Origin of the sequence: Rubritalea spongiae, from assembly GCF_042652385.1 — a bacterium.
GTDB classification, from domain to species: domain Bacteria; phylum Verrucomicrobiota; class Verrucomicrobiia; order Verrucomicrobiales; family Akkermansiaceae; genus Rubritalea; species Rubritalea spongiae.
This window is the reverse complement of record NZ_JBHSJM010000001.1, coordinates 1,585,926-1,607,630: the sequence shown is the minus strand read 5'-3', so window position 1 is coordinate 1,607,630 and position 21,705 is coordinate 1,585,926. Positions and strand designations below refer to the sequence as shown.

Genomic DNA, 21,705 nt, shown 5'->3' with positions numbered 1-21,705 from the left:
AGAATACGAATTATTTTTTCGATTTCTTTCCTTTATTTTGCACTGGCCGATATTCTTCAAGCAATGCTTTCATCTGCTCTACGACTTCTGGATACTCGTTGTAGAGGTTCTTTGTCTGATGTAAGTCCGCTTCGAGGTCATAGAGCTGTGCTGGTGGGGAGTTCTTTTTGATTTTACCGTTTTCGATGTCGCTATTGGAGCTGCCAACGTGGGAAATTGCTGCTGGGCCACCGGCGGCATGGTCACCTGGCTTCCCTTTGAATCCACCACTTCCTTGAGCTGGAATATACACCCACTTCCCTTTGCGGATGGAGACGTGCGTTGGTTTGTTTGGACTCAGTACTAGAGTGTCGCGCAGTGGAGATTCTGGCTCACCCGTCAGAGCTGGCAGCACATTGACGCTGTCGGCAAGCTGGTTGGGCTCTACTGTTTGCTCTGTAATGGCAGCAAAGGTGGCGAGCATGTCAACGCCGCTGATGAGCTGGTCTGACTCAGTATTGGCAGGGATTTTCCCTGGCCACTTGGCAATAAATGGAACGCGGTGACCACCTTCCCAGACACCAAATTTAAAGCCGAGTAAGTCCGCGTTGATACGGTGCCCTTCTTTGTAGGCGTCTTGTCCACCGTGGTTGAACATGCCCCCATTATCACTGGTGACGATCACCAGAGTGTTTTCCGATAAGCCGTTCTTTTCGATGCATTGTACTAACTCACCCACCATCCAGTCGAATTCGTGAATGAAATCTCCATACAGTCCAGCTTGGCTGGTGCCTTTAAACTCAGGGGCTGGAGTGAAGGGGTGGTGGATATTGGTGGTTGGAAAGTAGAGGAAGAATGGTTTTTCCTTATTTTCTTCGATCCAAGTGACCGCTTTTTCGGTGAGAAGCTTGCCCGTTTTCTCGTCATCATAGAGCGCATGTGCCGCTTTCGCGCCACCGACTTTGTTCGCGGTTTTCTTACCTGCTTCTGGTGGGTAGGTGGTGGTTTCTGAGTAAGGCGCTTTGAAGGTGATAGGATCCGTTGGGTCATAGCCGACAACCTTGTCATTCTCGACATAGACGTATGGATAGCCGCTGTTGACCTTTGGTACGCCAAAGTAGTAATCGAAACCGAGGTCGAGCGGACCAGGGCTCAGCGGCTTGTTCCAATCGGTCTTTCCTTTGCCGAAGCCTAAGTGCCATTTGCCAATGGCTGCCGTGGCATAGCCTTGTTGTTGAAATAGGCTGCCGAGCGTCAATTTGTTAGTGTCTATGAGTAGTTCCTGGAAGTGACTGCACGGTCCCCAGAGCCCTTGTCCACCATTCGCACGGAATGGATACTCGCCGGTCAAAATTCCGTAGCGTGATGGTGTGCAGACGGCAGAAGCTGAGTGCGCATCGGTGAATTTTCGACCTTCTTTCGCTAATTTATCGATATGCGGAGTGTGTACCTTCGTCGCTCCATAGCAACTGAGGTCGCCATAGCCCAAGTCATCGGCAAAGATCAGGATGACATTCGGTTGCTCGGCAGCGAGGCTAGCTGTGAAGGCAGCGCTGATGAGGGTGGAGAATAGGTGTTTTTTCATATTCAAATAAAGTATTTTAGTTTGCGATGTCTGGTGCCCAATAATCTCTCTGGTCACGGCCTTTTTCATTCACATCACCAAGTTCTGCACGCATGCGATCGGCTTGCTGCATCAATGCATCCACCAGTTCTGGGTTCTCTGCTGCCACGTTTACTTTCTCGGCAATATCAGATTCTAAATCCACAAGAAAGGGCTCGGTGAGAGTCACAAAACTACGCTTTCTGCTTACCTTCCCCCAATAGGGTTGGTCTTCGACCGTACGAGGAAGGTGGAGCTTCCACTTGCCTTTGCGTATAGCCTGAAGGTTTTGGCCATTGTAATAATACAGGTATGCGTGGGGTGATTCTATTGAGTGTCCCAGCAGAATGTCTTTAATGTTTTTCCCGTCGATCGTTCTGTCCGATGGCAACTGGACTCCGGCGAGGTCACAGAATAAGGGAAGGAGATCCATGTTAGAAAGTGTGGTGTCTGACACTTGGCCGGCAGGAATGGTTCCTTTCCAACGGAAAATGGCTGGAACGCGGTGTCCACCTTCCATGGTGGTGTACTTGCTACCAGCCAAGGGACCCGCTGAGCCCACTTTCGCTTGGCCATTGTCTGCGAGAAAGACGACGAGAGTATTCGCGTCGAAACCATTTGTCTTCAAAGCTTCTAACACCACACCAACACTGTGATCTAACTCCGTCACAAAGTCTCCGTACTTGCCTTTCTTTGATGCTCCTTGGAAGGGCTTGCTCGGCAGGACGGGGGAGTGCGCGATCTGGTGTGCCATGTAGATGAAGAAGGGTTTCTCCTTCGGTTGCTGCTCGATGAATTTTACTACCTCTTCATTGTAACGCGTGGTGACGACTGGGAATTTAATTTTCTTCTCAATCATTTCACGATCACGGAACAGAGCCATGTTCCAAGGTTCGTGTTTTGTAGAATAATTGTAGGGCAGGCCAAAGTAGGTATCGAAGCCCACATCCATCGGGTGCGCTCCTTCCATTTCAAAACCGAGGTGCCACTTCCCTATAGCAAAAGTAGAGTAATCTGCCTTTTTCAGTAATTCAGCAATCGTGATTTCCTCTGGGTTTAAGCCATAGGTTCTGGTTTTTTTCGGATCACGGTAGGTAGGAAGACCTGCGCGCATGGGGTAACGACCCGTAAGCAGCGCCACACGCGAAGGCGTACAGACATTCGCGGCCGAGATCATATCGGTGGAGCGAAACCCTTCTTGAGCCAGTGAGTCGAGTGCTGGTGTTGGATAGTTTGCTCCGTACGATGCGAGATCGCCGTATCCCAAGTCATCGGCAAAGATGACAACAATATTTGGCTTCTCAGCGGCTTGAGAGAGCGGAGAAATGCCGGTAAAGCTGAGAAGAGCCAATGATCGCAGTGCTCGTTTGAATAAAGTTGTCATCGCGAAGTGGTATTATTTTTTCTTACCTTTTGGCGCTTCAGGCTTCATCTCCGCTCTGTAGCCTTTCAGTATTTCTTGCATCTGTTTGGCGACTTCAGGGTGCTCTTTGATCACATTCTGCGTCTGATTTACATCTGCCTCAAGATCGTACAGTTGAGCTGGTGGCGCCTCTTTTTTAATTTTTCCTTTTTCGATGTCGCTGTTTTTGTTGCCAATGAACGATGCCGCCGCTGGGCCAGAGAAACCATGGTGGCCTGGTTTATTGCCGGTAAAGCCGCCACTGCTTCTAGCTGGGATGTACATCCATTTTCCTTTTCTCAATGAAAGATGCTTTGAAGATCTTGGGGAGAGGATGAGGTGGTCACGTACTGGCGCGCTTGGGTTATCCACGAATGCTGAAAGGACGTTTTGACTGTCAGCGATTTTGTCAGCAGGGATTTCCTGGCCGGTAATGGCCGCGAAAGTAGCGAGGAAGTCGACGCTGCTAATGACCTGTGAGGAGGTAGTGCCCGGCTCGATTTTTCCTGGCCATTTTGCAATCAAAGGCACGCGGTGGCCGCCTTCCCAAACGCCAAACTTGAACCCGAGCAAGTCACCGTTTTGCTTGTGTCCGTGCTTGAAGGCATCTTGGCCGCCCTCGTTGAACATGCCACCGTTGTCGCTGGTAAAAAGAATCAAGGTGTTGTCGGCAATTCCTTTTTCTTCGAGCGTTTTCACCACTTCGCCAACGATCCAGTCGAGCTCGTGGATGAAGTCACCGTAGAGTCCCGCTTGGCTGGTGCCTTGGAAGCGTGGGGCTGGGGTGAAGGGATGGTGGATATTGGTCGCGGCAAAATAGAGGAAAAACGGATGAGCGTCGTCGCGGTCCTTGATCCACTGTGTCGCTTTTTCTGTGAGTGTCGTGCCCACAGTGAAGTCGTTATAGAGTTTATGGGCTTCGGTAGCCCCACCGAACCAGTTAGAGACACGGCCGCCATGCTTTTTTTCCAGTGGAGTAATGGGTGTCACTCCCTTGTTCCCTTTTCCTAAGTAGACGATCGGGTCATCGGGCGTCATTCCCACGATTTTGTCATTTTCTACATAAACGTATGGCGGAGCGCTATTCACAACAGGGACACCAAAGTAGTAATCAAAGCCGAGATCCTGCGGGCCGGGGCGCAAAGGTTTGGAATAGTCCGCTTCTTTTTCACCAAAGCCTAGGTGCCATTTGCCGAACACGGATGTTTCGTAGCCCTTGTTCTTTAGAACGTCTGCGATGGTCAATTGCTCCGTATCGATGAGTAATTTGCTGGTTGGATGGCATGGCCCCCAGAGTCCGGCACGCATGGGGTATTCGCCAGTGACGAGGCCGTAGCGTGAAGGGGTACAGACGGCGGAGGCTGAGTGCGCGTCGGTGAATCGGCGTCCTTCAGCAGCGAGCTTATCGATATTTGGAGTCTGTACCTTAGTCGCTCCATAGCATCCGAGGTCACCGTAGCCGAGGTCATCGGCGAAGATGAGTACGATGTTAGGAAGGGTTTCGCTCGCAGCGAGAGCGGGGGCGAGCGTGAGTGAGGCTGCTGTGGCGGCTATCTTGAATGGTTTGATGAGGTGCATGGATAGAGAAGATGAAAGGTAATTATTTGGTAAGGATTTTTGGATTCTTGACCGTGGCTGCGGGGCGGCTATTTGTGGCGAGTTCAGTTTGAAATTCAGTGATATAATTTTTCAAACGTTGGGCTATCTCAGGGTGTTGATCGATGAGGTTTTGCGTTTCACCAATATCTGTTTCTAGGTTATACAAGGCTGGTTTGGATATGGTTTCTTTGCCTTTCTTATTACGGCTTTTGGTGGGGACATGGAGTTTCCACTTCCCAGAGCGAACCGCTTGGAGGTCATTGACCTTATGATAGAAGAATACTTTATGGGGGCTTTCCGTGTGTTGGATGAGTACGGAGGACACGTCGAGGCCATCGATCACGCGATCTTGAGGGACTGAAGCACCTGCTAGGTGGGCAAAGGTGGGGAGTAGATCCATAGTAGTCATTAGTGCGTCATTGTCCTTGCCGGCGGGAATCGTTCCGGGCCAGCGGATGACAGTAGGAACGCGCATACCACCTTCGAAGGTGCTCCCTTTCATGCCTGTCAATGGGCCTGAATGGTTGTGAGTGGATGGGTTTGTCGCGTAGCGGCCAGCGCCATTGTCGGAGCTAAAGATAACCAGTGTGTTGTCATCGATTCCTTGAGCTTTCAGTGTGTCGAGGATTTGTCCCACGGACCAATCGATTTCGGCGATGCATTCTTTAAAGAGTTTTTCCCGAAGTTTGTAATCGATTCCTTTTTCTTTGCTTAAAGCCTCGGTGAGCTTCTTAGGAGTGTCTTGAAGGAATGGGGGGGAGGCATGGAGAGGAACGTGTGGGAGTGGGTGTGGCAGGTAGAGAAAGAAGGGTTCGTCTTTATTTTTTTCAATAAATTCGACAGCACGATCGGTGAACCTTTTGGTGAGATAGTCTGCGTCTGGGTCTAACTCGATGACCTTTTCTCCTTCTAACAATGGTAATGGCGGGAATTTAAATTTTTTTTGACTGGGGTGGAATGGATGGATGTCGTGGCTGTATGGGATGCCAAAAAACTCATCGAAGCCTTGGCGTGTGGGGAGGAACTCGGGTTGGTCTCCGAGGTGCCATTTACCAAACATTGCGGTTTTATAGCCTGCAGACTTTAAGACTTCAGCGATGGTTCTTTCTTCAGGGTTGAGACCTTTGGCATCTCCAGCGAGAAGCACGGGGAATTTGGAACCAGTTCCCATGTCAATGCGCTGAGGGTAGCAGCCCGTCATGAGCGAAGCACGCGATGGAGTACAGACTGGAGCGGCGACGTAAAAGCTGGTGAGCCGCGCTCCTTCTTTAGCCATTTGGTCGATGTGCGGGGTGCTGAGGCTAGTTCCACCAAAGCAAGCGAGGTCGCCATAGCCTTGGTCATCGGTAAAGATGACGATGAAATTAGGTTGCTTGGCAGCACTTGCGATGAGTGAAAGAGCGAGAGCTGATAACAAGGTAAGGATTTTCATACTGGTTGGGAATTACAGTGAGGTTTTTTCGCTTTTTTAGCGGGCGACTCTTTTATGATAGGGGTTTTGTGTCCGAGCCATTTGGCTCTGGAGCCACTCCAGTAGATGTCGGAGCGGCAGAGTTTCCATTGCTGAGATGTTGACGCTTACTTTCTGCGTGCATTTTCGCCGATGACATCGTGGTAGCCGATGTCTTCTTTGGCGTAGTCGAGCAACTTCATCAGCTCGGCGACTTTTTCTGGGTGCTGCTTGGCGACATTGGTGGTTTCGCCGATGTCTTCTTTGAGGTTGTAGAGTGTCACTTCTTCGATGTAAGGACGGTCTTTTTTAGGAACATGGATTTGCCAAGTTTTTCCCTCTTTCGTCTTGTCGAGTTTGGTGTGAGGTAGGTGTAGTTTCCAATCTCCTTTGCGCACTGCGCGCAGCGACTGGTGCTGGTAGTAGAAGAACGAGCGATCGAGCTCTGTTTGTTCTCCTGCCATGACGCCAGAAATGTCCACGCCATCAATGACTCTATCTTTAGGGAGTTTCGCTCCTGTGAGTGTGGCGATCGTTGGCATTAAATCGAGTTGGGCGCAGAGGAGGTCAGATGTGGTGCCAGCGGGAACCTTGCCTGGAGCGCGAATGATGAAGGGCACTCGCAGTCCTCCTTCGTAGGTGCTGGTTTTTGCACTGCGGAGTGGTTCCGCACTTCCTGCGTGTGGTTGTTTGACCCACCATGGGCCGTTGTCGCTGCTAAAAATGATGTAGGTGTTGTCATCGAGGCCGAGCTCTTTGACTTTATCGAGGAGTCGTCCGGTGTGGAAATCGAGTTCCTCGATCACGTCGCCGTAGAGGCCTGCTGCTGATTTTCCTTTAAACTGCTTGGTAGTGACGAGCGGAGTGTGTGGCATCGGGTGTGCCAAATAGAAGAAAAATGGGTCGTCTTTATGTTGTTCGAGGAACTCAATGGCCTTGTTGGTGAAGAGTTCCGTTGGCGATGGGCGGTTGGGGTTTTTGAGGACGGTGGTGTCGCCATCTCTGACGGGTGTACAGGAACTTGTTTCTCCCCAAAAAGCGGTGTCGAAGCCTTGGTGGATGGGGCCGAGGTTGAGTCTGAAGGTTAAAATTCCTTTAGCTCTTCTGCCTGATAGGTCCCATTTTCCCGCCATGCCGGTCTTATAGCCCAGTGGCTTGAGCATCTCTGGAATGGTGATTTCACTGAGCGCCATCGCTGGGTGGGGCATGAGTCCATCGTCGTGCGCGGCTCTTGCCACTCGCATAGGGTAGGAGCCGGTGAGCAGGGCTGCACGCGCTGGGCCACAGACGGTCTGAGCGTAGAAGTTGGTGAACTTCATGCCTTCCTTTGCCATTTGGTCGATACGTGGCGTCCTGATGTTAGGGGAACCGTAGCAGCCAAGATCTTGGTAACCTTGATCATCGGTGAGGATGACGATGAAGTTTGGCTTCGCTTCCTCTGCGACACAGATAGAACCGCTGAGAAGAGCTAGGCTGAGGCATACGTGAGTTAAGATTTTCATGATGATAGACGGTTTTGTTCGCTGCAATCAGTGGGCAGTCTTCAGTAAGATATACGCTAGGAGGAAGCATGTGTGTCTGTTGATTCTCCACATTCGTATATAGCTATTCCTATAGTGCTGGGGCGTGGTCTTTTTATTTTTTCTTTTTAGATTTGCTTGAGTGAGCGCCTTTGAATTCGCTCTTGCCACGTCCTTTTTCTGCGTCCGTGAGTTTGTCCCAATCTTGGTCTTGATTGCTGAGGATGGGGACTTCTGGGAAGAGAGTGCCGGTCGGGCGTTGTTCTGAGCCGCGCTCACCGAACTCACCGAGCTTCTCGCGAGTGGCTTGGGCGAGTTTCGTCATTTCCGCGACGCGCTCTGGGTGCTGGGCTGCGACGTCGTGCTTTTCCGCGACGTCGGTTTTGATGTTGTAGAGTGTCGGCTGAGTGAGCGGTTTGGATTTGCCGGCCTTGAGGTCCCACCATGGCATTTGTTCCTTGGTGCGCGGGAGGTACATTTTCCAATCGCCGACGCGCACCGCCTGCAAGTTTTCGCAGTTATAGTAATAAAATGGTGCGTCCTTGGAGCGCGCGATATCGCCGCCGTTGAACACGGGAGTCAGGCTGACGCCATCGTATTTTCGATCGCTCGGGAGGGGCTCACCGATCATTACACTGAGAGTAGGGAAGAGGTCCATGGCGATAGCTGGGACGTCGGTGACTGCTGGCTGAATGGTTCCTTTCCAATACAAAATGAAGGGCACGCGGTGTCCGCCTTCTAAAGTTGTGTACTTGGTGCCGCTATAGGGCTGAGAGTACTTGCGCGAGGTCGGTCCATTGTCAGAGGTGAAAATGACGAGGGTGTTTTCAAGGATGCCAGTTTCATCAAGTGCCTTGAGGATCTGACCAATGCCCCAGTCGGCTTCTTGGATGATGTCTCCACGGACGCCATCTTTGGAGGAGCCTTTGAATTTTTTGCCAACTTTGTAGGGTGTGTGTGGGTAGTTATGTGCGAAGTAGATAAAGAAGGGCTGGTCCTTGAAATCGTGGATGTGCTTTACCATGCGTTCGGTGTAGAGGGTGTTGAGCTTGTCGAGTGGGGTTTGCTGGTACACGACGTCGCGACCGTCTAAGAAAACCTGGCTATGACCCATGTTCTCTGGAGCGCCATAGTAATGGTCGAAGCCTTGATGCCAGTAGAGAAACTTCTCCTGCATGCCGAGGTGCCACTTGCCGACCATGGCGGTGGTGTAGCCTTTTTTCTTAAATTGCTCGGCAATGGTGACTTCGTCTGGATTGAGGCCGAGAAACCAATGTGCCTCGCGCTTCGGGTTGATCCCCATGTACAGGCCATTGCGCTGTGGGTAGGAGCCAGTGAGGAAGGCCGCGCGGGAAGGTGAACAAATGGATGCGCCCGTGTGGAAGTCGGTGAACTTGAGCCCTTCTTCAGCCATGCGGTCGATGTTGGGTGTCTGGACTTTCGTTGCCCCATAGCAACTCACATCGCTATAGCCCATATCATCCATCAAGATGAAGATTACGTTTGGTTGCTTGGGTGTGGCTGAGGTGAAGCTTAGAGTCGAGAGTAAGGCAGCTACCGCGGCCAGTAATGTGTGTCGTCGAGATCCCATAGTATAGTTATATACAGGATCAGAGGGGAGAACAGGACACTAGGCTCTGTTTTTTTGATTATGTGTTTCCCGTAACAAAACAGCTATTTAATCAACAAGAATCTAGCTACGTCTCGCTGGGCTACATCTGCTTGAAATGTGTGTGGGAATCGCGTTGTAGTTATTGTTTCTTTTTGCTGGTGTGCGATTTTGGGCGTTGTTTGCTTGCTTGGCCATTGTCACCTTGTTGTTGCATCCAAGTGCTGATGGCGGATTTTAGTTCCTCAAGTTGTGGGGTGTATTCGGGGTTCTCGGCGAGATTATTCATTTCCCATGGATCCTTGGAGAGGTCGTAGAGCTGGAATTCGGGTTGCTTGCGGAAGCGTTGTACAGCAGCTCTTGATTTTGCATCGTCTTGTTCGAGCCAGCTTTGGTACATTTGGCGGACGTGGCGGTCTTCCATTTTATCGACATACCCGAAGTCGAAGCCATTGATAGTTCTCACGGCGAAGAGGTTTTCTGGCGTCATGTTCCACATCATTTTAAAGCGTCCATCGGTGACGCCGCGGGAGACAAAGGCTGGGCCTTCAGGGCCACTATTGTAAGTAAAAAAGGCCTTGTCGCGGTGTTTCTGAGTTTGCCCTGTGAGTAATGGGAGGAGGCTTTTTCCGTCGAGGTTTTCGGACGGTGAGCCACCTGCGGCTTCGATGAGGGTAGGAAGGATGTCGCAGTATTGGGCAATGGCATGGGTGGTTATGGGTTTGGGTTTGCCTGGCCATTTGATGAGGCAGGCAGAACGAACGCCCCAGTCGTAGTTGGTCCATTTTCCACCTGGCATACCGGCGCCATTTTCATCGAGTACGATGAGAGCTGTGGAGTCGTTGAGATTGTTCTTTTCTAGCAGTTCTTGGGTTTTGCCGACTTGGGTATCGAAGAGTCGGATTTCTGCTAAATATTCACGGAAGAGCTCGCGGGTTCTGGGAGTGTCTGCCATGTGAGGGGGGAGTTTTAAGTCCTCCAGCTTCCATAGTGAGGTGTCGCCAGCGTCCCAAGGTGAATGGGCATGAATAGAGCAGATGAAGAGACAAAATGGTTGCTCGGGGTCACGTGAAATAAATTCTTCGACGCCTTCCCAGCTTTCCCCAGGTGTCTCCCGAGCATTACAATTTTTTGGAAAGCCTTTGACTATCTCAAAGGGGTATACTGATTTAGGACTAAAATGGGTTTTCCCCGTTAAGCCCACGCGATAGCCAAGTTTTTCGAGATAGTGGACTACGCTCAATGTGCCAGTCTTTGTCGCCTTGTGGTTTTGCATCACTCCATTTCGATAGGGTTGAAGGCCTGTATAGAGTTCTGCTCTCGCAGGGCCACAAACAGCCTCTGTGACAAACATATTGGTGAAGCGCATGCTTTCTTTCGCTAGTTTATCGATATTTGGAGAAGTGTGAGGGTTCTCACTACCGTAACAACCGAGGCTTGATGCGCTGATGTCGTCCGCTAACAGAATAATATAATTCGGTTTATTTGAGATACTTTCTTTTGCGGCGAAAGCTGTATCAGACAACACATAGCTTAATGTCAAAGCTAGTAGGTAGGTGAAGCAGAAGTAGGTATTCATTGGTTTTGTGTGGTTTTTAAAATTGGCCAGTTAGGGTGAGTTGGTCGTTCCGTACTTTTTTTTCCACCTTTAGGGACGGGAGGGAGTTGTTGAATGAGTTTTTGAAGATGCTGGTGTATAGTGATTGCCATGTCACCGCGTATTGCTCCAGCGAGATTGTTCTTTTCGTCGAGATCCTTGGAGATGTCATAGAACCGTCCATCGGCATAGAGCTTGAAGCGGTCTGTGCGGACAAAGGCTCCAGCATTTTTACTGGCTCCCCAGTAAGGTTGGTAATGGCATAGGGCGTAGCGGCGTGGAGTTGTCGGCTTTCCTAATATTTGTGGAAGAAAGCTCTGTCCGTCATGAGGGTCAGTGTCATTCAGGGGCACTCCAGCTAATTCTGCGAGTGTCGGGTAGACATCTGTGAAGTCCACAAGGTCAGAGCAAAGCTCACCCTGCATAGACTTGCCCTTCCAGTAAGCGACGAGAGGCACATGTGTACCATTATCCTTCATAGCGCCCTTGCCCCCTTGGATCTCTCGGCCATTCCATTTTGAATGAATCTTAGGGCTCGTGCCATTGTCTGCAGTGAAAAGTATCAAGGTGTTTTCTAACTGGCCTACTTCATCGAGTTGTTTGACAATCTTTCCTACGATCTTGTCTAGGTATTCAACCATGGCGACGAAATTTCTTTTTTTCGCTTCGTCACTTTTAGGTTCTAGGTTGGTTGTCTGTGTGCGCGGGGCGTCTCCAATGGTGTCTGGAGTTGGGACAAAAGGGTCATGAGGTAATAGTGTGGGATAATAGACAAAGAAGGGCTGGTCTTTATGACGTTGAATGAAGTCACATACAAAATCCGACATCATGTCTGGGCCGTATTTTCCAGCATTCTCTGCGACGGTAAGGAGCTTGCCATTGTGTTCCAGCGGTGAGCTCCAGAAGCGTTCTGTCATATTCGGCCCTTTCTTGTTCACGGGAGTGGTCAGTTGCCACAGGCAATACTCGTCGAAGCCTAGCTGGTGGGGACGACTGTTGTCTCTATGGTCAGCAAAAGTCTTTTTGTCATAAAGCCCATTGAGTTGCCATTTCCCTGCAATTGCGGTTTTATAGCCAGCTTGTTGCATCAGCTGCGCAAAGGTTTTTTCCTTCGGGTTGAGATAACCAAAGTGGGTGTAATTGCGGAAATTGTATTTTCCGGTCATGATCATGACGCGAGACGGCGTACAAATCGGGGTTGAATAACAATGTTCAAAACGGATGCCATCCGCAGCGAGGCGATCGATGTTCGGGGTCTTGTAATCCTCAGCGCCGTAGCTGCTAATGGTTTCCCAGCCGAGGTCGTCAGCCATGATCAAGACGACGTTGGGTTTGCCGGCATGAGCAAGCATGCCAATAAACGTCGATAATAGGTATAAGGTTCTGATGAGGAATGACTTTTTCATTGCTGATATTTCAGATTCACTCGAGAATTTGTGCTCATATTCTATTGAGAGCGTCGCATTTTTGCATTTACTTCAGCGAGCTTCTTGGCGAGGGAGGATACTTTTTCTGGATAGTTGTCAGCTAGATTTTGCTGCTCGCTCGTGTCTGATGCTAGGTTGTAGAGTTCTATTTTATTTTTGGTTTTAAGGTATTTCCAATCACCGACTCGGATGGCATTTTTTGAGCGATAGAGTTGGTAATCGCGTTTAGGGGCGTTTCCGAAATCGCCTTTAAGAACGGGGGTGATGTCTAAACCGTCGAGTACGCGATTTTTTGGTAATTCAGCGCCACTGAGAGAGGCGATGGTAGGTAGTATATCTAGAGTGGAAGTATTGACGTTACACACTTGGTTGGTAGGAATGAAGCCTGGTTGCCAAGCGATGCAAGGAACTCGGCAGCCTCCTTCATAGTCACTAAATTTCCCGTTTCGCAATGGATCTGCGCTTCCTGCTTCTGTCTTTTTCTGGAGCCACGGCCCATTGTCCGAAGTGAATACTACGAGAGTGTTTTCAGCGAGTCCACGCTCATTTAAAAAGCTAAGAATCTGACCTACGGACCAATCAATTTCTTGAATCACGTCGCCAAATAGACCGCGCTCGCTGGAGCCTTTAAATGGTTCGGAAGCATATAGAGGAATGTGCGGCATGGCGTGGGCGAAATAGAGGAAGAAGGGGCCATTTTCATTTTCTCGAATGAAAGCTAAGGCCTCTTCAGTGTAGCGGCGGGTGAGCTGCGTCTGGTCGACTGGCCATTCGATGACTTCGGTGCGTTGCATCAATGGGACGCGATTGCGGAATTTCGCAGTTGCTTGTTTCGGGTCGAGATAGTCGTCCCGGGTGAGGCCATCGTTGAATATTACGTTCTTAGCGAGAGGGATTTCAGGAGCTTGCCACATGTCGTTGCTATAGGGTATGCCGAAATAATAATCGAATCCCTGTGCAGTAGGTAGGTATTGTGGTTGATGGCCGAGGTGCCATTTACCGACGAGAGCTGTTTGATAGCCCTGTGGTTTTAGCATTTCAGCGATAGTGATTTCCGAAGGGGGCATTCCGTCTTTGCTGTCGGGGAAATAGACTTTGCCATTGTGCCCCCAGCGTTTTGCGTAACGACCAGTTAATAGACCGGCGCGCGATGGAGTACAAATCGAGCTTGAGGTCGAGAAGTCGGTGAAACGCATACCTTCTTTTGCCATTTGATCGAGATGAGGGGTTTCATAGCCTTCGGCTCCATAGCACCCGACATCTCCATAGCCGAGGTCATCGGTGTAGATCACAATCACATTGGGCTTTTGTGCTGCGTGAATAGGCTGCATGACCGCTGTAGTGAGTCCAATGGCGGAAAGGATGCATTTATGAAGGTCAAAATTTTTCAGAAGAGAGTTGCTCATACTGTGTATACTTTGGCGGGAGATGTTTTTATCTTCTAAGTACTTCAATTTCGCAATTTGAGTCATTTGTTGACGTGATTGATCACGTGATGGCGTGAGCGGCCTTTTTCTATTTTTTTTTTAGAAAAATAAGATGCATCTGTCCCAATGTTTTTTTTCTAGAGGTATTAGCTCATAGTAGGGCTCTCTGTCATGATCTTTGATACGGGTTCTCAGACATATAAATGATTCCCCGAAAACCATCTATGAAAAACAAAACATTACTACTTGCATTCAGTCTCTTTCCTGTAGCCGTAGCGCCAGCCGCAACGGTCAGCTTTGTCGATTTAACCAATACAGCAGATACTACTGGTAACTTGCTTAATGCTGGTGATGGAGTCGGAACTAATTTAAGCATCAGTCGTAGTACTGTAGATGTCGGTTCAGGAGGCGACGCAGTAAATGAATATCACTTTGCGATTACCTATACTGGAATGGATTTCGACGGTGGTGGGAACGACACGTTAACCGTGAACCTTAAGGTAGCGGCTATGTCCGGAAACACTTACTCGAACACTCAGCTCACAGCATCAGGTGGAGGTACTTCTATTGGCTCCGCTGGTTCGGTGACCCTTGATGGAGATGCAACTAGTGTAGGTGTTGTCGCTGATGGCGGGGATAATTCATTTGGGGTAGGTTCAAATATGGCTACAGGTGAGACGCTTATTTTTAGTATCGAAAGTATGTCGCTCGATATTTCTGGATATGAAGCCTCATTCGCAGGATTTACTGCGGTGCAATTGAATGAAACAGCAGGCCATAGTCATATTGGTATTTTTGGGGTTGGTTCTGGCCTCAAAGAAGTCGAATTCAATAATAACTACTCTACCGCGATTGCTCCTGCAGAAAGCGAATTGTTTATTACTGCAGGTCTCATGAATAATAATAACAGTGGCGCAGCTTGGGGTGCACGCCTTTTAGACTTTGATGTCGAAGTTACTGCAGTTCCAGAACCATCTTCTACGGTACTTCTTGGTCTTGGTGGTCTTGCGCTCATTCTCCGTCGCCGTAAGTAATGGTTATGGTGGATGGGGTGTGATCCGTCACGAGTAAACCAGGCTCTATGCCGCAGGGGCTCATTTTGCGGCCAACATATGAAGAAGCCTTTACCCCATTACTCAAGAGCCCATCTCGATTTCAGTTGGATGGGCTTTTTTCAAAGCTAAATTGGAAATGTAGTTATATTGTCATTACTGAAATGTGATTTTTGATAAAGAAACATGAATAGAACCTCACACACTCCGAGCAAAGGATTTGCACTGATTGCTACAATTTCAGTGTTGTCGTTATTGGTGTTAATTGCACTAGGTGTTCTTTCACTTTCAGCTTTGACTACGCGCAGTGTCGATTTGCAGGTTCCCCAGATGGAGGCTAGAGCGAATGCCAGGATGGCTTTAAATTTGGCCATTGCGGAGCTGCAAAAGGCGACAGGAGTTGATACTAGGATTACAGCGACGGCGGATGTAGTGGTGGAATCAAATCCTCGTCAATTGCTAGGAGTGTGGCGTTCATGGGAGGGAATAGATCACGATCCTGTCACTGGGATGCCGCGAGCGCAGACAGCGGATGGAATGTCGATTTATGATATTAAGAATGAAAACTATGAAAAGGGGAGTCCTAGTTCAGGGCGTTTTATAAAGTGGCTAGTATCAGGATCAGATACTGAGGATGTATTAGTCACTCCGGAAATATTGACAGGAACAGTTCCGATGGTGGGGCGTGGTTCTTTGGGGGATGCAGCGGAGGAAAGTTTGTTGGTTTCGCTGAATCCTGTCGACATTCAGGGAAATGGCGGAAGAAGTCATGGATCCTATGCATGGTGGGTTCATGGCGAGAACCAGAAGGCCTTGGTCAAAATGCCAGAAGATGAGCCTGAATCAGCATTTGAATGGACACAAAACTTATCCTCAAATCCTGACATTGATCCAGAGGAATTGGGTATTGAACAGCTAGAGCAGTTAGATTCTCTATTTAGCCGCCAAACGCTTAATTTGACGGAGAATACTAGTGCGAATTCAGCTGGGATTTCTGGTGAGTATTTTTATGATGTGTCGACCTCAAGTAGAGGTCTTTTGACTAACGTGGCGAATGGTGGCTGGAAACGTGATCTTTCTCTTTTTTCAGAGTTACAGGAAGCAGGGAAAATACCTCTTGATGAGCCTGTTGAGGTATTTTCTCTGAGCCCAGAGCAGGAGCATAGAGCATATCTTTTGATGGCTAATAATGGTGCTAGTGCGGCGCTATATCCCTTTGCGAATGATGCGAGTACTAGCATGAGCTGGAATGCGATCGCAGATTATTTAAATCTCTATAAGTCGTTGAAACTAGATTCGACTTCAGCAACTCCTTACTATGAACATCGGTATAATAGTACTAATAATGATGATTATGTAACAATTTCACCGGTTACGGCGAGCCAGAATTTCACCTTGAGCTACTCATCTCGTAAGAGTGGTAATAACTACACTCCTTATATTCATTTTTTGCCGACCTACACGTACTGGAACCCCTATAACGTAGCGGTTACTTTCAGTGGAGCTTCAAATAGGGCGAATTGGGTGGATGCTAAGAACTTATTTCCTGTGAAAATAACGATGGAAGTGGGAGGTAGCGAGTACGAGGTGCAGACTAATAAATTGTTTTCAAAGAAAAATCGTAATGATGATAAATATAGGTATTCGCTCAATTGGAAAAGTAGTTCGGATACGATTGTAAAACCTGGTGAGACACGAGTTTTCGCACAACATAATGCCGCAGAGAATCCTACAATCACAGCTGGTTACGATGGCGTGGGTGGGATTTCTCAGACTTTATCGAACGTCGTTGAGAAAAACTTAGGAACATTTCCTGGAAGTACTTCCATGTCAGCAGACTGGGAGCATAAAGGGGGGAAGCTTAGTTCTACTATCCCTGAGCATGTTGTACGTAATTCCAAAGGGTATCAAGGGTCTTCCCAGACTGTGCAATGTCCAGCCGAGCAATTAGAATTAAAGATCCCATTACCAGAGAACCTAAATCCGAGTAAGACGATGAGTGACCCAAATGTAGAGGGAGCTCATTCACCGTTTTTATCGCTGCGTTTAAGTTTAAAGAATTTTTACGAATCTGCGGTGAAGACTAAAGGTTTTCTCTTCAATAAACCAATTGTCACAGGCACATCGACTAATTCATCCTATATGGATTTGAGTTCGTATGAATGGAGAGTTTTTTCTCATACGGGAATCAATGATACGACGCTTGCCGCATTTGACCACACTGCGGCGTTTGATCCTGAAGCCAAAGCAGATACCGTGGCTTATATTGGTCCGTCACCTACGGCCGAGAATGGACTGAGTCATTTTGTAACTAACGAGCTTCCTATAGGTCCATTATTGTCGATGGGAGATTTACAGCACTTTGATCAGGCTTTTAATAACCCGAACCCTCCTTATGTGCATAATGCGATTGGCAACAGTAATGCAGTTCCACATGTAGCAGCCGACCAAGTTGTTCATAGCACGGCTTTGGATCATAGCTATCTTTCAAATCATTTGTTGATGGATGACTGGTTTATTTCGTCAATTTCACAGCCAATGAATGACTTTGGTGTTCTTATTGAAGAGACGTACGTGAATGTGTATCAGAAGCATTTGGAAGGTGAGCCACTTGAGAATGCATTTTACCTACCTGCTCAGACTTACGGTGATGGAGAAGAAGCAGCTCAAGAACATTTAGAACGAGCGAAGGCGTGGCAGAGTATCGCATCGGAGCTTACAGTAGAAGGAGCTTTCAACATTAACTCGACTTCGGTGAAGGCTTGGAAAGCGCTACTCTTGGCCAATAAGGATGCCAGTGTTCCTTATATTACAATAGATTCAGCAAGCCAAGCTTCGTGGAAAATCGATAATCTCAGTCCTTATACTGAGCAAGTGCCTATCCCAAGAACTCAGATTACAGGTGAGCAAGGCGTGGGAGCGGGAATGGGGGTCGCCATTACCGAAACCTTCGTGCTAACGGAGGAACAGGCGGAGGCTCTGGCTACTGAGATTGTTGCGGAGGTACGTGAGCGAGGGCCTTTCCTCTCGATGTCAGAATTTTTCAATAGGCAGTTAACGACGGCTGGAGAGAAGTCCTTAGCTGGTGCGGTAGAGAGCGCTCTGATAGCGCTTTCAGAATTGCCCGCAGATGACAGCAAGAATCCTTACGGATTTATCAAACAAGAAGTGGTGGATGATGAAGGAAATGAAATACTTGCTTCAGCCAATGGGGACGTGGGTTATCAATATCAAGAAGCAGCGCAGGGAAGTGCAGCGTATGGAATGCCTGGATGGGCGAGACAGGCAGATGTACTGCGCCACATGATGCCAGTGATGACGGCTAGAGATGATACGTTTACGATTCGCGCCTATGGTGATAGTAAGGACAGCTCTGGCAATATAGTGGCAAAGGCGTGGTGTGAGGCACTTGTTGTTCGCTCACCCGAGTACGTCGATTCTGCAGCTGATTCTAAAATCACCAAAAAAGCAGATCTTCAATCAGAGGAAAATGCCAAGTATGGGAGAAAATATAAGATCATTTCTTTCAGATGGCTTAACGAAAAGGAAATCTAATGCACATCTCTATTTTACGACTCTTTTGTTTATTGGTTTTTGTCTGCGTTGCTGTCTCAGCGCAGCTTGAAGCTAAGGTTCAGGTGAAGTTCTTTTTCCACAAACCTCCAGAGTCAGCACCTACTGAAGTGAGTGTTTTTTCGCAAGGATCGAGTAAAATAACTACTGTGGGCTTACCTGATAAACAATTTTCGGAAACATATACATTCAAAGAGGGGGGGAGAGTATTGTACTTCGCGCCTCGTGATGTGAATTTCCCACTGAAACCAGAGTTGTTAGCAAAGCTGCCTCAAGTCAAATTGAAGAAAACCGATAAATTCTTAGCTTTGATAGTATTCTCGGACCCAGACAATAAGTTATTGCCAATTCGTGTAGAGAAAATTTCTGCTAATAGTGAGGTGTTTGGAAATGGTGACTTTTTGTTCGCTAACTTTTCTAACGTATCTATTAAAGGGAGTTTGAAGAGGGAAGAGTTTGTTTTAAAACCGAAGAGCTCCGTTTTAGTGGAAAAGCCAGGTGAGCACCTCGAGAGTATTCAGCTGAAGTTGGATAAGCTTGTGGAGGTGAATGGAGAGAAAAAAATGGCTAAGTTCGCTAGGAACATTTGGCGGTCCAACCATAAAACCCGGTATGTTACATTTATCGATGAACGAGGTGTGAGGTCGCGTTTGAGCTATTACTGTTTACCGTTGTCGTTTTGATGCTTTTATGCGGCAAGGCGATAGATGGAAGGACTTGGAGAGAGCTGTTTTTTGGGGAGATGCGGGGTGTCGAAGTTCACGAAGTATTGTGAAAAGTCTGGTGGCTTTGGGTGTCGTGATGGTTACAGTTTAGCGGGTAAGATCACTACGCTAAGCTCCTCGTTTGAGTGAATTCTACGTTGTAAAAAGCCTTCTGGGTGTTGTCCTTTAGTAATGCGGATTTCAGTGAGATGAGGAAGGCGAATAGATCCATTGAAAACAGCTTTTGTGCACTTGCTGATATCGAGAGACTTGATGGGGAGCCCTTCAATATCTTTTAATTTGAGTCGACCAATACATTCTAGTTTGAGGTGGTTGATTGGGAGAAAGCGTAGGTAACTTTCTTTAGAAGCATTTTGGATCCTAGAGCCAGTACAGAGCATGATTTTGCTTCCAGTGATTTTAAGGTCGAGTGTTAGAGTTTTTTGAGAGTACTCAAAGCGCTCTATGGTCGCCTGTTTATTGACGAGTTGAAGGAAGGTTTTTAGCACCTCATCGTATCCATCTAGCTCTGTTCTACAGGCGTGGTCATAGGAAATAACGCGTTCGAAATAATTCGGCATGTTATAGCTCTTTTCCATGATATGCATCAAGAATTGCGTTAGTGTATCGAGTGACGGGCGCTTTTCTTGATTGTAATCGAAGTCGGGAAATTCGCGGGCGGTGGTGTCTAAGGACTTTTGATTGGTGATGCTCGTGCCTGCATCGGATGCACGTTGGATTGCTTGTTTAAAGTTCAGTTGTAAGCAGTCGAGTTTGATGGATTCTAGAATTCCCCATTCACTTTGTGGATCGATTTCAAGAGCGATATTGGTTAATATCCGTGTCTGTTTGATCGCTTCTACGGGACGCTGGAAAATGGCCATTTGCTTAACGAATCCGGATGTCTGCGCAATCTCGTTGGCGATGTCTTGTTTTGAGCGTTCTAGTTCATTCCCTAGGGCGTCAACTTTGTTGTCTAAGCGTTGTGCCCGCTCAAATTCGGCTATTGCGATACGATCTTTTTCTGCGAGATGTTTCTTATAGAAATGGCTGATAGCGCTAAGGGTCAAAGCTGCTGCGAGAAAGACACCGATGGGTAAGGGGTGGCGTTTGACAAAGAGCGAGAGGAGACGCCAGAGGCTCGGGCGTTCGGCACGGGTGGCAAAGCCGTTTAAATATTTTTGTAGATCTGCTTGGAGTGCAGCAACTGTGCCATAGCGGTTTTGGCGACATACTGCTGTGGCTTTGATAACAATAGCGTCGAGGCTTTCTGGGAGGTTACTCTGTGGGTAGCGTGCGCGCATAGACCTCTGAGTGGAAGTGTTAATCTGTTGTAAGATGTCTTTCTCGGAGCCTTGGAGTGGAGGTTCATCGACAAGTAGGTAATGGAGCAAGCAGCCTAAGGAATAGATATCAGCTTGGGCGTCGATATTTGGTTCAGCACGTAATTTTTCGGGGGCGATGTAGCCGGGAGTTCCTCGCTTTCTTGTTTCGACTGATTCGGTAGAAAGAACTTCGGTGAGGAGCTGCATTTCCTCCATGTGGGTATCGTTTGGGTTCCAAATTTTTCCTAAGCCCCAGTCGCAGACGAGAACTTCACCGAAGTTGTCACATTGGATGTTTTCAGGTTTGATATCGAGATGGAGGACTCCCTGAGCGTGGGCATAGGCAATGGCGTCACAGATTTTTGAGAAAATGTGTAGAAGATCGGAGCGACTTCTTTGTTTGGCGACATCTGCTAAGGTGTTGCTGCCTTTCAAATCCATTACAAAGAATGGTCGCTGGTCATCATCGATCCCTAGTTCGTATACTTTGATGATATTGGGGTGATTAAGCGAGGCGATGAGTCGGACTTCGTGAATAAAGAGCTCATAGTAATCAGCACCTCTGTCTGGACGAAGGCGAGCGAGAGCGACCCAGCGCTGGATTTTTGTGTCGAAGCATTTGTAGACTTCTTTGAGCCCGCCTTTACCTAACAAGGAGAATTGGGTGTACCTTTCTGTGTTCGCTTTGAGTTCGGTGTAGCTAGGACAAAGAGCTTCGAGGCCAGAAGCATCAAGTGAACGCGCCTGATGATAGATCTCTAGTAGGCGTTGGTCATGGTGGTCGTCTTTACCCTTGGATTGCGTACTAGCCATTATTCTAGAGAGTCAATGAGTGAGCGGATTTCGATGAATAGGCGCTGTTTGACGCGTTTATTGAGCGTGTAGACCGTGGAGACGGTGAGTCCTGTTTTTTGGGCAACTGTATCTGCAGAGGCTCCATCAAACATCATTTCAAAAACCTCTACAGCTTTTCCTTGGAAGGTTTCACGCACTTTTTCCATAGCTGAACGAGAGATGAAGTTTTGCCATTCACGCTCAACAAGTTGATCAAATTCTGTTGAGCCAGCTTGGTCGTCTACGAGTATTGAACCATCTTCTTGGTTTGGTGTAGCGAGGTTACGATTTTCCTTGTTAAAGAAATCAATGGCGAGGTTGCGGATGATACTACTGAGCCAGGTCCGGAAGCGTGCGCGGTCGCGATTATAATGCTGGATGTTTTGTGACAGACGGATGAGGACTTGTTGGGTTAAGTCGTCAATATTGTCAGGTGGAACGTTCATTCCTCGCAGCACGTATGGAATGAAGCGTTGGTAGTGATCGACTAATTCTTTCCAAGCAGTCTGATCATTGAGATCGATTGCGCGAGCGATAAGAGTATGCCGAGTATCGAGGGATGTAGCCAAGTCTGAAGGCTAATAGATCTTCTTGAGGCTTCAAT

General features: G+C 48.1%; 13 protein-coding genes. 2 read left to right on the top strand and 11 right to left on the bottom strand.

Features of this window, described 5'->3' with window-relative positions; translation table 11 throughout:
* Positions 1-10 precede the first annotated feature (10 nt).
* The 9 genes from ACFPK9_RS07345 to ACFPK9_RS07305 all read right to left on the bottom strand — a co-directional run bounded on the left by ACFPK9_RS07345 (position 11) and on the right by ACFPK9_RS07305 (position 13,592).
* A complete protein-coding gene (locus ACFPK9_RS07345; RefSeq protein ID WP_377094192.1) occupies positions 11-1,564 on the bottom strand; it encodes a sulfatase-like hydrolase/transferase in 1,554 nt (517 codons plus the stop codon).
* A 16-nt stretch (positions 1,565-1,580) separates the two neighbouring features.
* The gene (locus ACFPK9_RS07340) at positions 1,581-2,966 is read right to left on the bottom strand and encodes a sulfatase family protein (RefSeq protein WP_377094191.1); all 1,386 of its coding nucleotides are present in this window, start codon (positions 2,964-2,966) and stop codon (positions 1,581-1,583) included.
* A 12-nt stretch (positions 2,967-2,978) separates the two neighbouring features.
* Complete coding sequence (locus tag ACFPK9_RS07335) at positions 2,979-4,562, bottom strand: sulfatase family protein (protein ID WP_377094190.1); 1,584 nt, start codon at positions 4,560-4,562, stop codon at positions 2,979-2,981.
* A gap of 22 nt (positions 4,563-4,584) precedes the next feature.
* Positions 4,585-6,015, bottom strand: a complete 1,431-nt coding sequence (locus ACFPK9_RS07330) for a sulfatase family protein (RefSeq protein ID WP_377094188.1) — start codon at positions 6,013-6,015, stop codon at positions 4,585-4,587.
* Positions 6,016-6,161: 146 nt separating this feature from the next.
* Positions 6,162-7,535 (bottom strand): sulfatase family protein, encoded by a 1,374-nt coding sequence (locus ACFPK9_RS07325; protein ID WP_377094186.1) that lies wholly within the window; start codon positions 7,533-7,535, stop codon positions 6,162-6,164.
* 133 nt (positions 7,536-7,668) lie between these two features.
* Positions 7,669-9,144, bottom strand: coding sequence for a sulfatase family protein (locus tag ACFPK9_RS07320; RefSeq protein WP_377094185.1), 1,476 nt, complete (start codon positions 9,142-9,144; stop codon positions 7,669-7,671).
* A gap of 160 nt (positions 9,145-9,304) precedes the next feature.
* Entirely contained in the window at positions 9,305-10,741 is a 1,437-nt protein-coding gene (locus ACFPK9_RS07315; RefSeq protein WP_377094184.1) for a sulfatase family protein, read from the bottom strand.
* Positions 10,738-12,165, bottom strand: a complete 1,428-nt coding sequence (locus ACFPK9_RS07310; protein WP_377094183.1) for a sulfatase family protein — start codon at positions 12,163-12,165, stop codon at positions 10,738-10,740. Before ACFPK9_RS07310 ends, ACFPK9_RS07315 begins: the two co-directional genes overlap by 4 nt.
* Before the next feature lie 41 nt (positions 12,166-12,206).
* The gene (locus ACFPK9_RS07305; protein WP_377094182.1) at positions 12,207-13,592 is read right to left on the bottom strand and encodes a sulfatase family protein; all 1,386 of its coding nucleotides are present in this window, start codon (positions 13,590-13,592) and stop codon (positions 12,207-12,209) included.
* Positions 13,593-13,837: 245 nt separating this feature from the next.
* Here ACFPK9_RS07305 and ACFPK9_RS07300 point away from each other — a divergent pair, with 245 nt between their 5' ends.
* Positions 13,838-14,647, top strand: coding sequence for a PEP-CTERM sorting domain-containing protein (locus ACFPK9_RS07300; protein WP_377094181.1), 810 nt, complete (start codon positions 13,838-13,840; stop codon positions 14,645-14,647).
* 204 nt (positions 14,648-14,851) lie between these two features.
* Positions 14,852-18,220, top strand: coding sequence for a hypothetical protein (locus tag ACFPK9_RS07295; RefSeq protein ID WP_377094180.1), 3,369 nt, complete (start codon positions 14,852-14,854; stop codon positions 18,218-18,220).
* Positions 18,221-19,043: 823 nt separating this feature from the next.
* Here ACFPK9_RS07295 and ACFPK9_RS07290 read toward each other — a convergent pair.
* Both ACFPK9_RS07290 and ACFPK9_RS07285 read right to left on the bottom strand, forming a co-directional pair.
* Positions 19,044-21,080: a serine/threonine protein kinase gene (locus ACFPK9_RS07290; protein ID WP_377094179.1), complete on the bottom strand. Its 2,037-nt coding sequence runs from the start codon at positions 21,078-21,080 to the stop codon at positions 19,044-19,046.
* Positions 21,080-21,670, bottom strand: a complete 591-nt coding sequence (locus ACFPK9_RS07285) for an RNA polymerase sigma factor (RefSeq protein WP_377094178.1) — start codon at positions 21,668-21,670, stop codon at positions 21,080-21,082. Before ACFPK9_RS07285 ends, ACFPK9_RS07290 begins: the two co-directional genes overlap by 1 nt.
* Between the last annotated feature and the right edge of the window lie 35 nt (positions 21,671-21,705).

What these genes read in the sequence shown, in the direction of transcription:
- ACFPK9_RS07290 (WP_377094179.1), bottom strand. Translation starts at nt 21,080, where the DNA reads ATGGCTAGTACGCAATCCAAGGGTAAAGACGACCACCATGACCAACGC.
- ACFPK9_RS07295 (WP_377094180.1), top strand. Translation starts at nt 14,852, where the DNA reads ATGAATAGAACCTCACACACTCCGAGCAAAGGATTTGCACTGATTGCT.
- ACFPK9_RS07340 (WP_377094191.1), bottom strand. Translation starts at nt 2,966, where the DNA reads ATGACAACTTTATTCAAACGAGCACTGCGATCATTGGCTCTTCTCAGC.
- ACFPK9_RS07310 (WP_377094183.1), bottom strand. Translation starts at nt 12,165, where the DNA reads ATGAAAAAGTCATTCCTCATCAGAACCTTATACCTATTATCGACGTTT.
- ACFPK9_RS07345 (WP_377094192.1), bottom strand. Translation starts at nt 1,564, where the DNA reads ATGAAAAAACACCTATTCTCCACCCTCATCAGCGCTGCCTTCACAGCT.
- ACFPK9_RS07325 (WP_377094186.1), bottom strand. Translation starts at nt 7,535, where the DNA reads ATGAAAATCTTAACTCACGTATGCCTCAGCCTAGCTCTTCTCAGCGGT.
- ACFPK9_RS07335 (WP_377094190.1), bottom strand. Translation starts at nt 4,562, where the DNA reads ATGCACCTCATCAAACCATTCAAGATAGCCGCCACAGCAGCCTCACTC.
- ACFPK9_RS07305 (WP_377094182.1), bottom strand. Translation starts at nt 13,592, where the DNA reads ATGAGCAACTCTCTTCTGAAAAATTTTGACCTTCATAAATGCATCCTT.
- ACFPK9_RS07300 (WP_377094181.1), top strand. Translation starts at nt 13,838, where the DNA reads ATGAAAAACAAAACATTACTACTTGCATTCAGTCTCTTTCCTGTAGCC.
- ACFPK9_RS07320 (WP_377094185.1), bottom strand. Translation starts at nt 9,144, where the DNA reads ATGGGATCTCGACGACACACATTACTGGCCGCGGTAGCTGCCTTACTC.
- ACFPK9_RS07315 (WP_377094184.1), bottom strand. Translation starts at nt 10,741, where the DNA reads ATGAATACCTACTTCTGCTTCACCTACCTACTAGCTTTGACATTAAGC.
- ACFPK9_RS07330 (WP_377094188.1), bottom strand. Translation starts at nt 6,015, where the DNA reads ATGAAAATCCTTACCTTGTTATCAGCTCTCGCTCTTTCACTCATCGCA.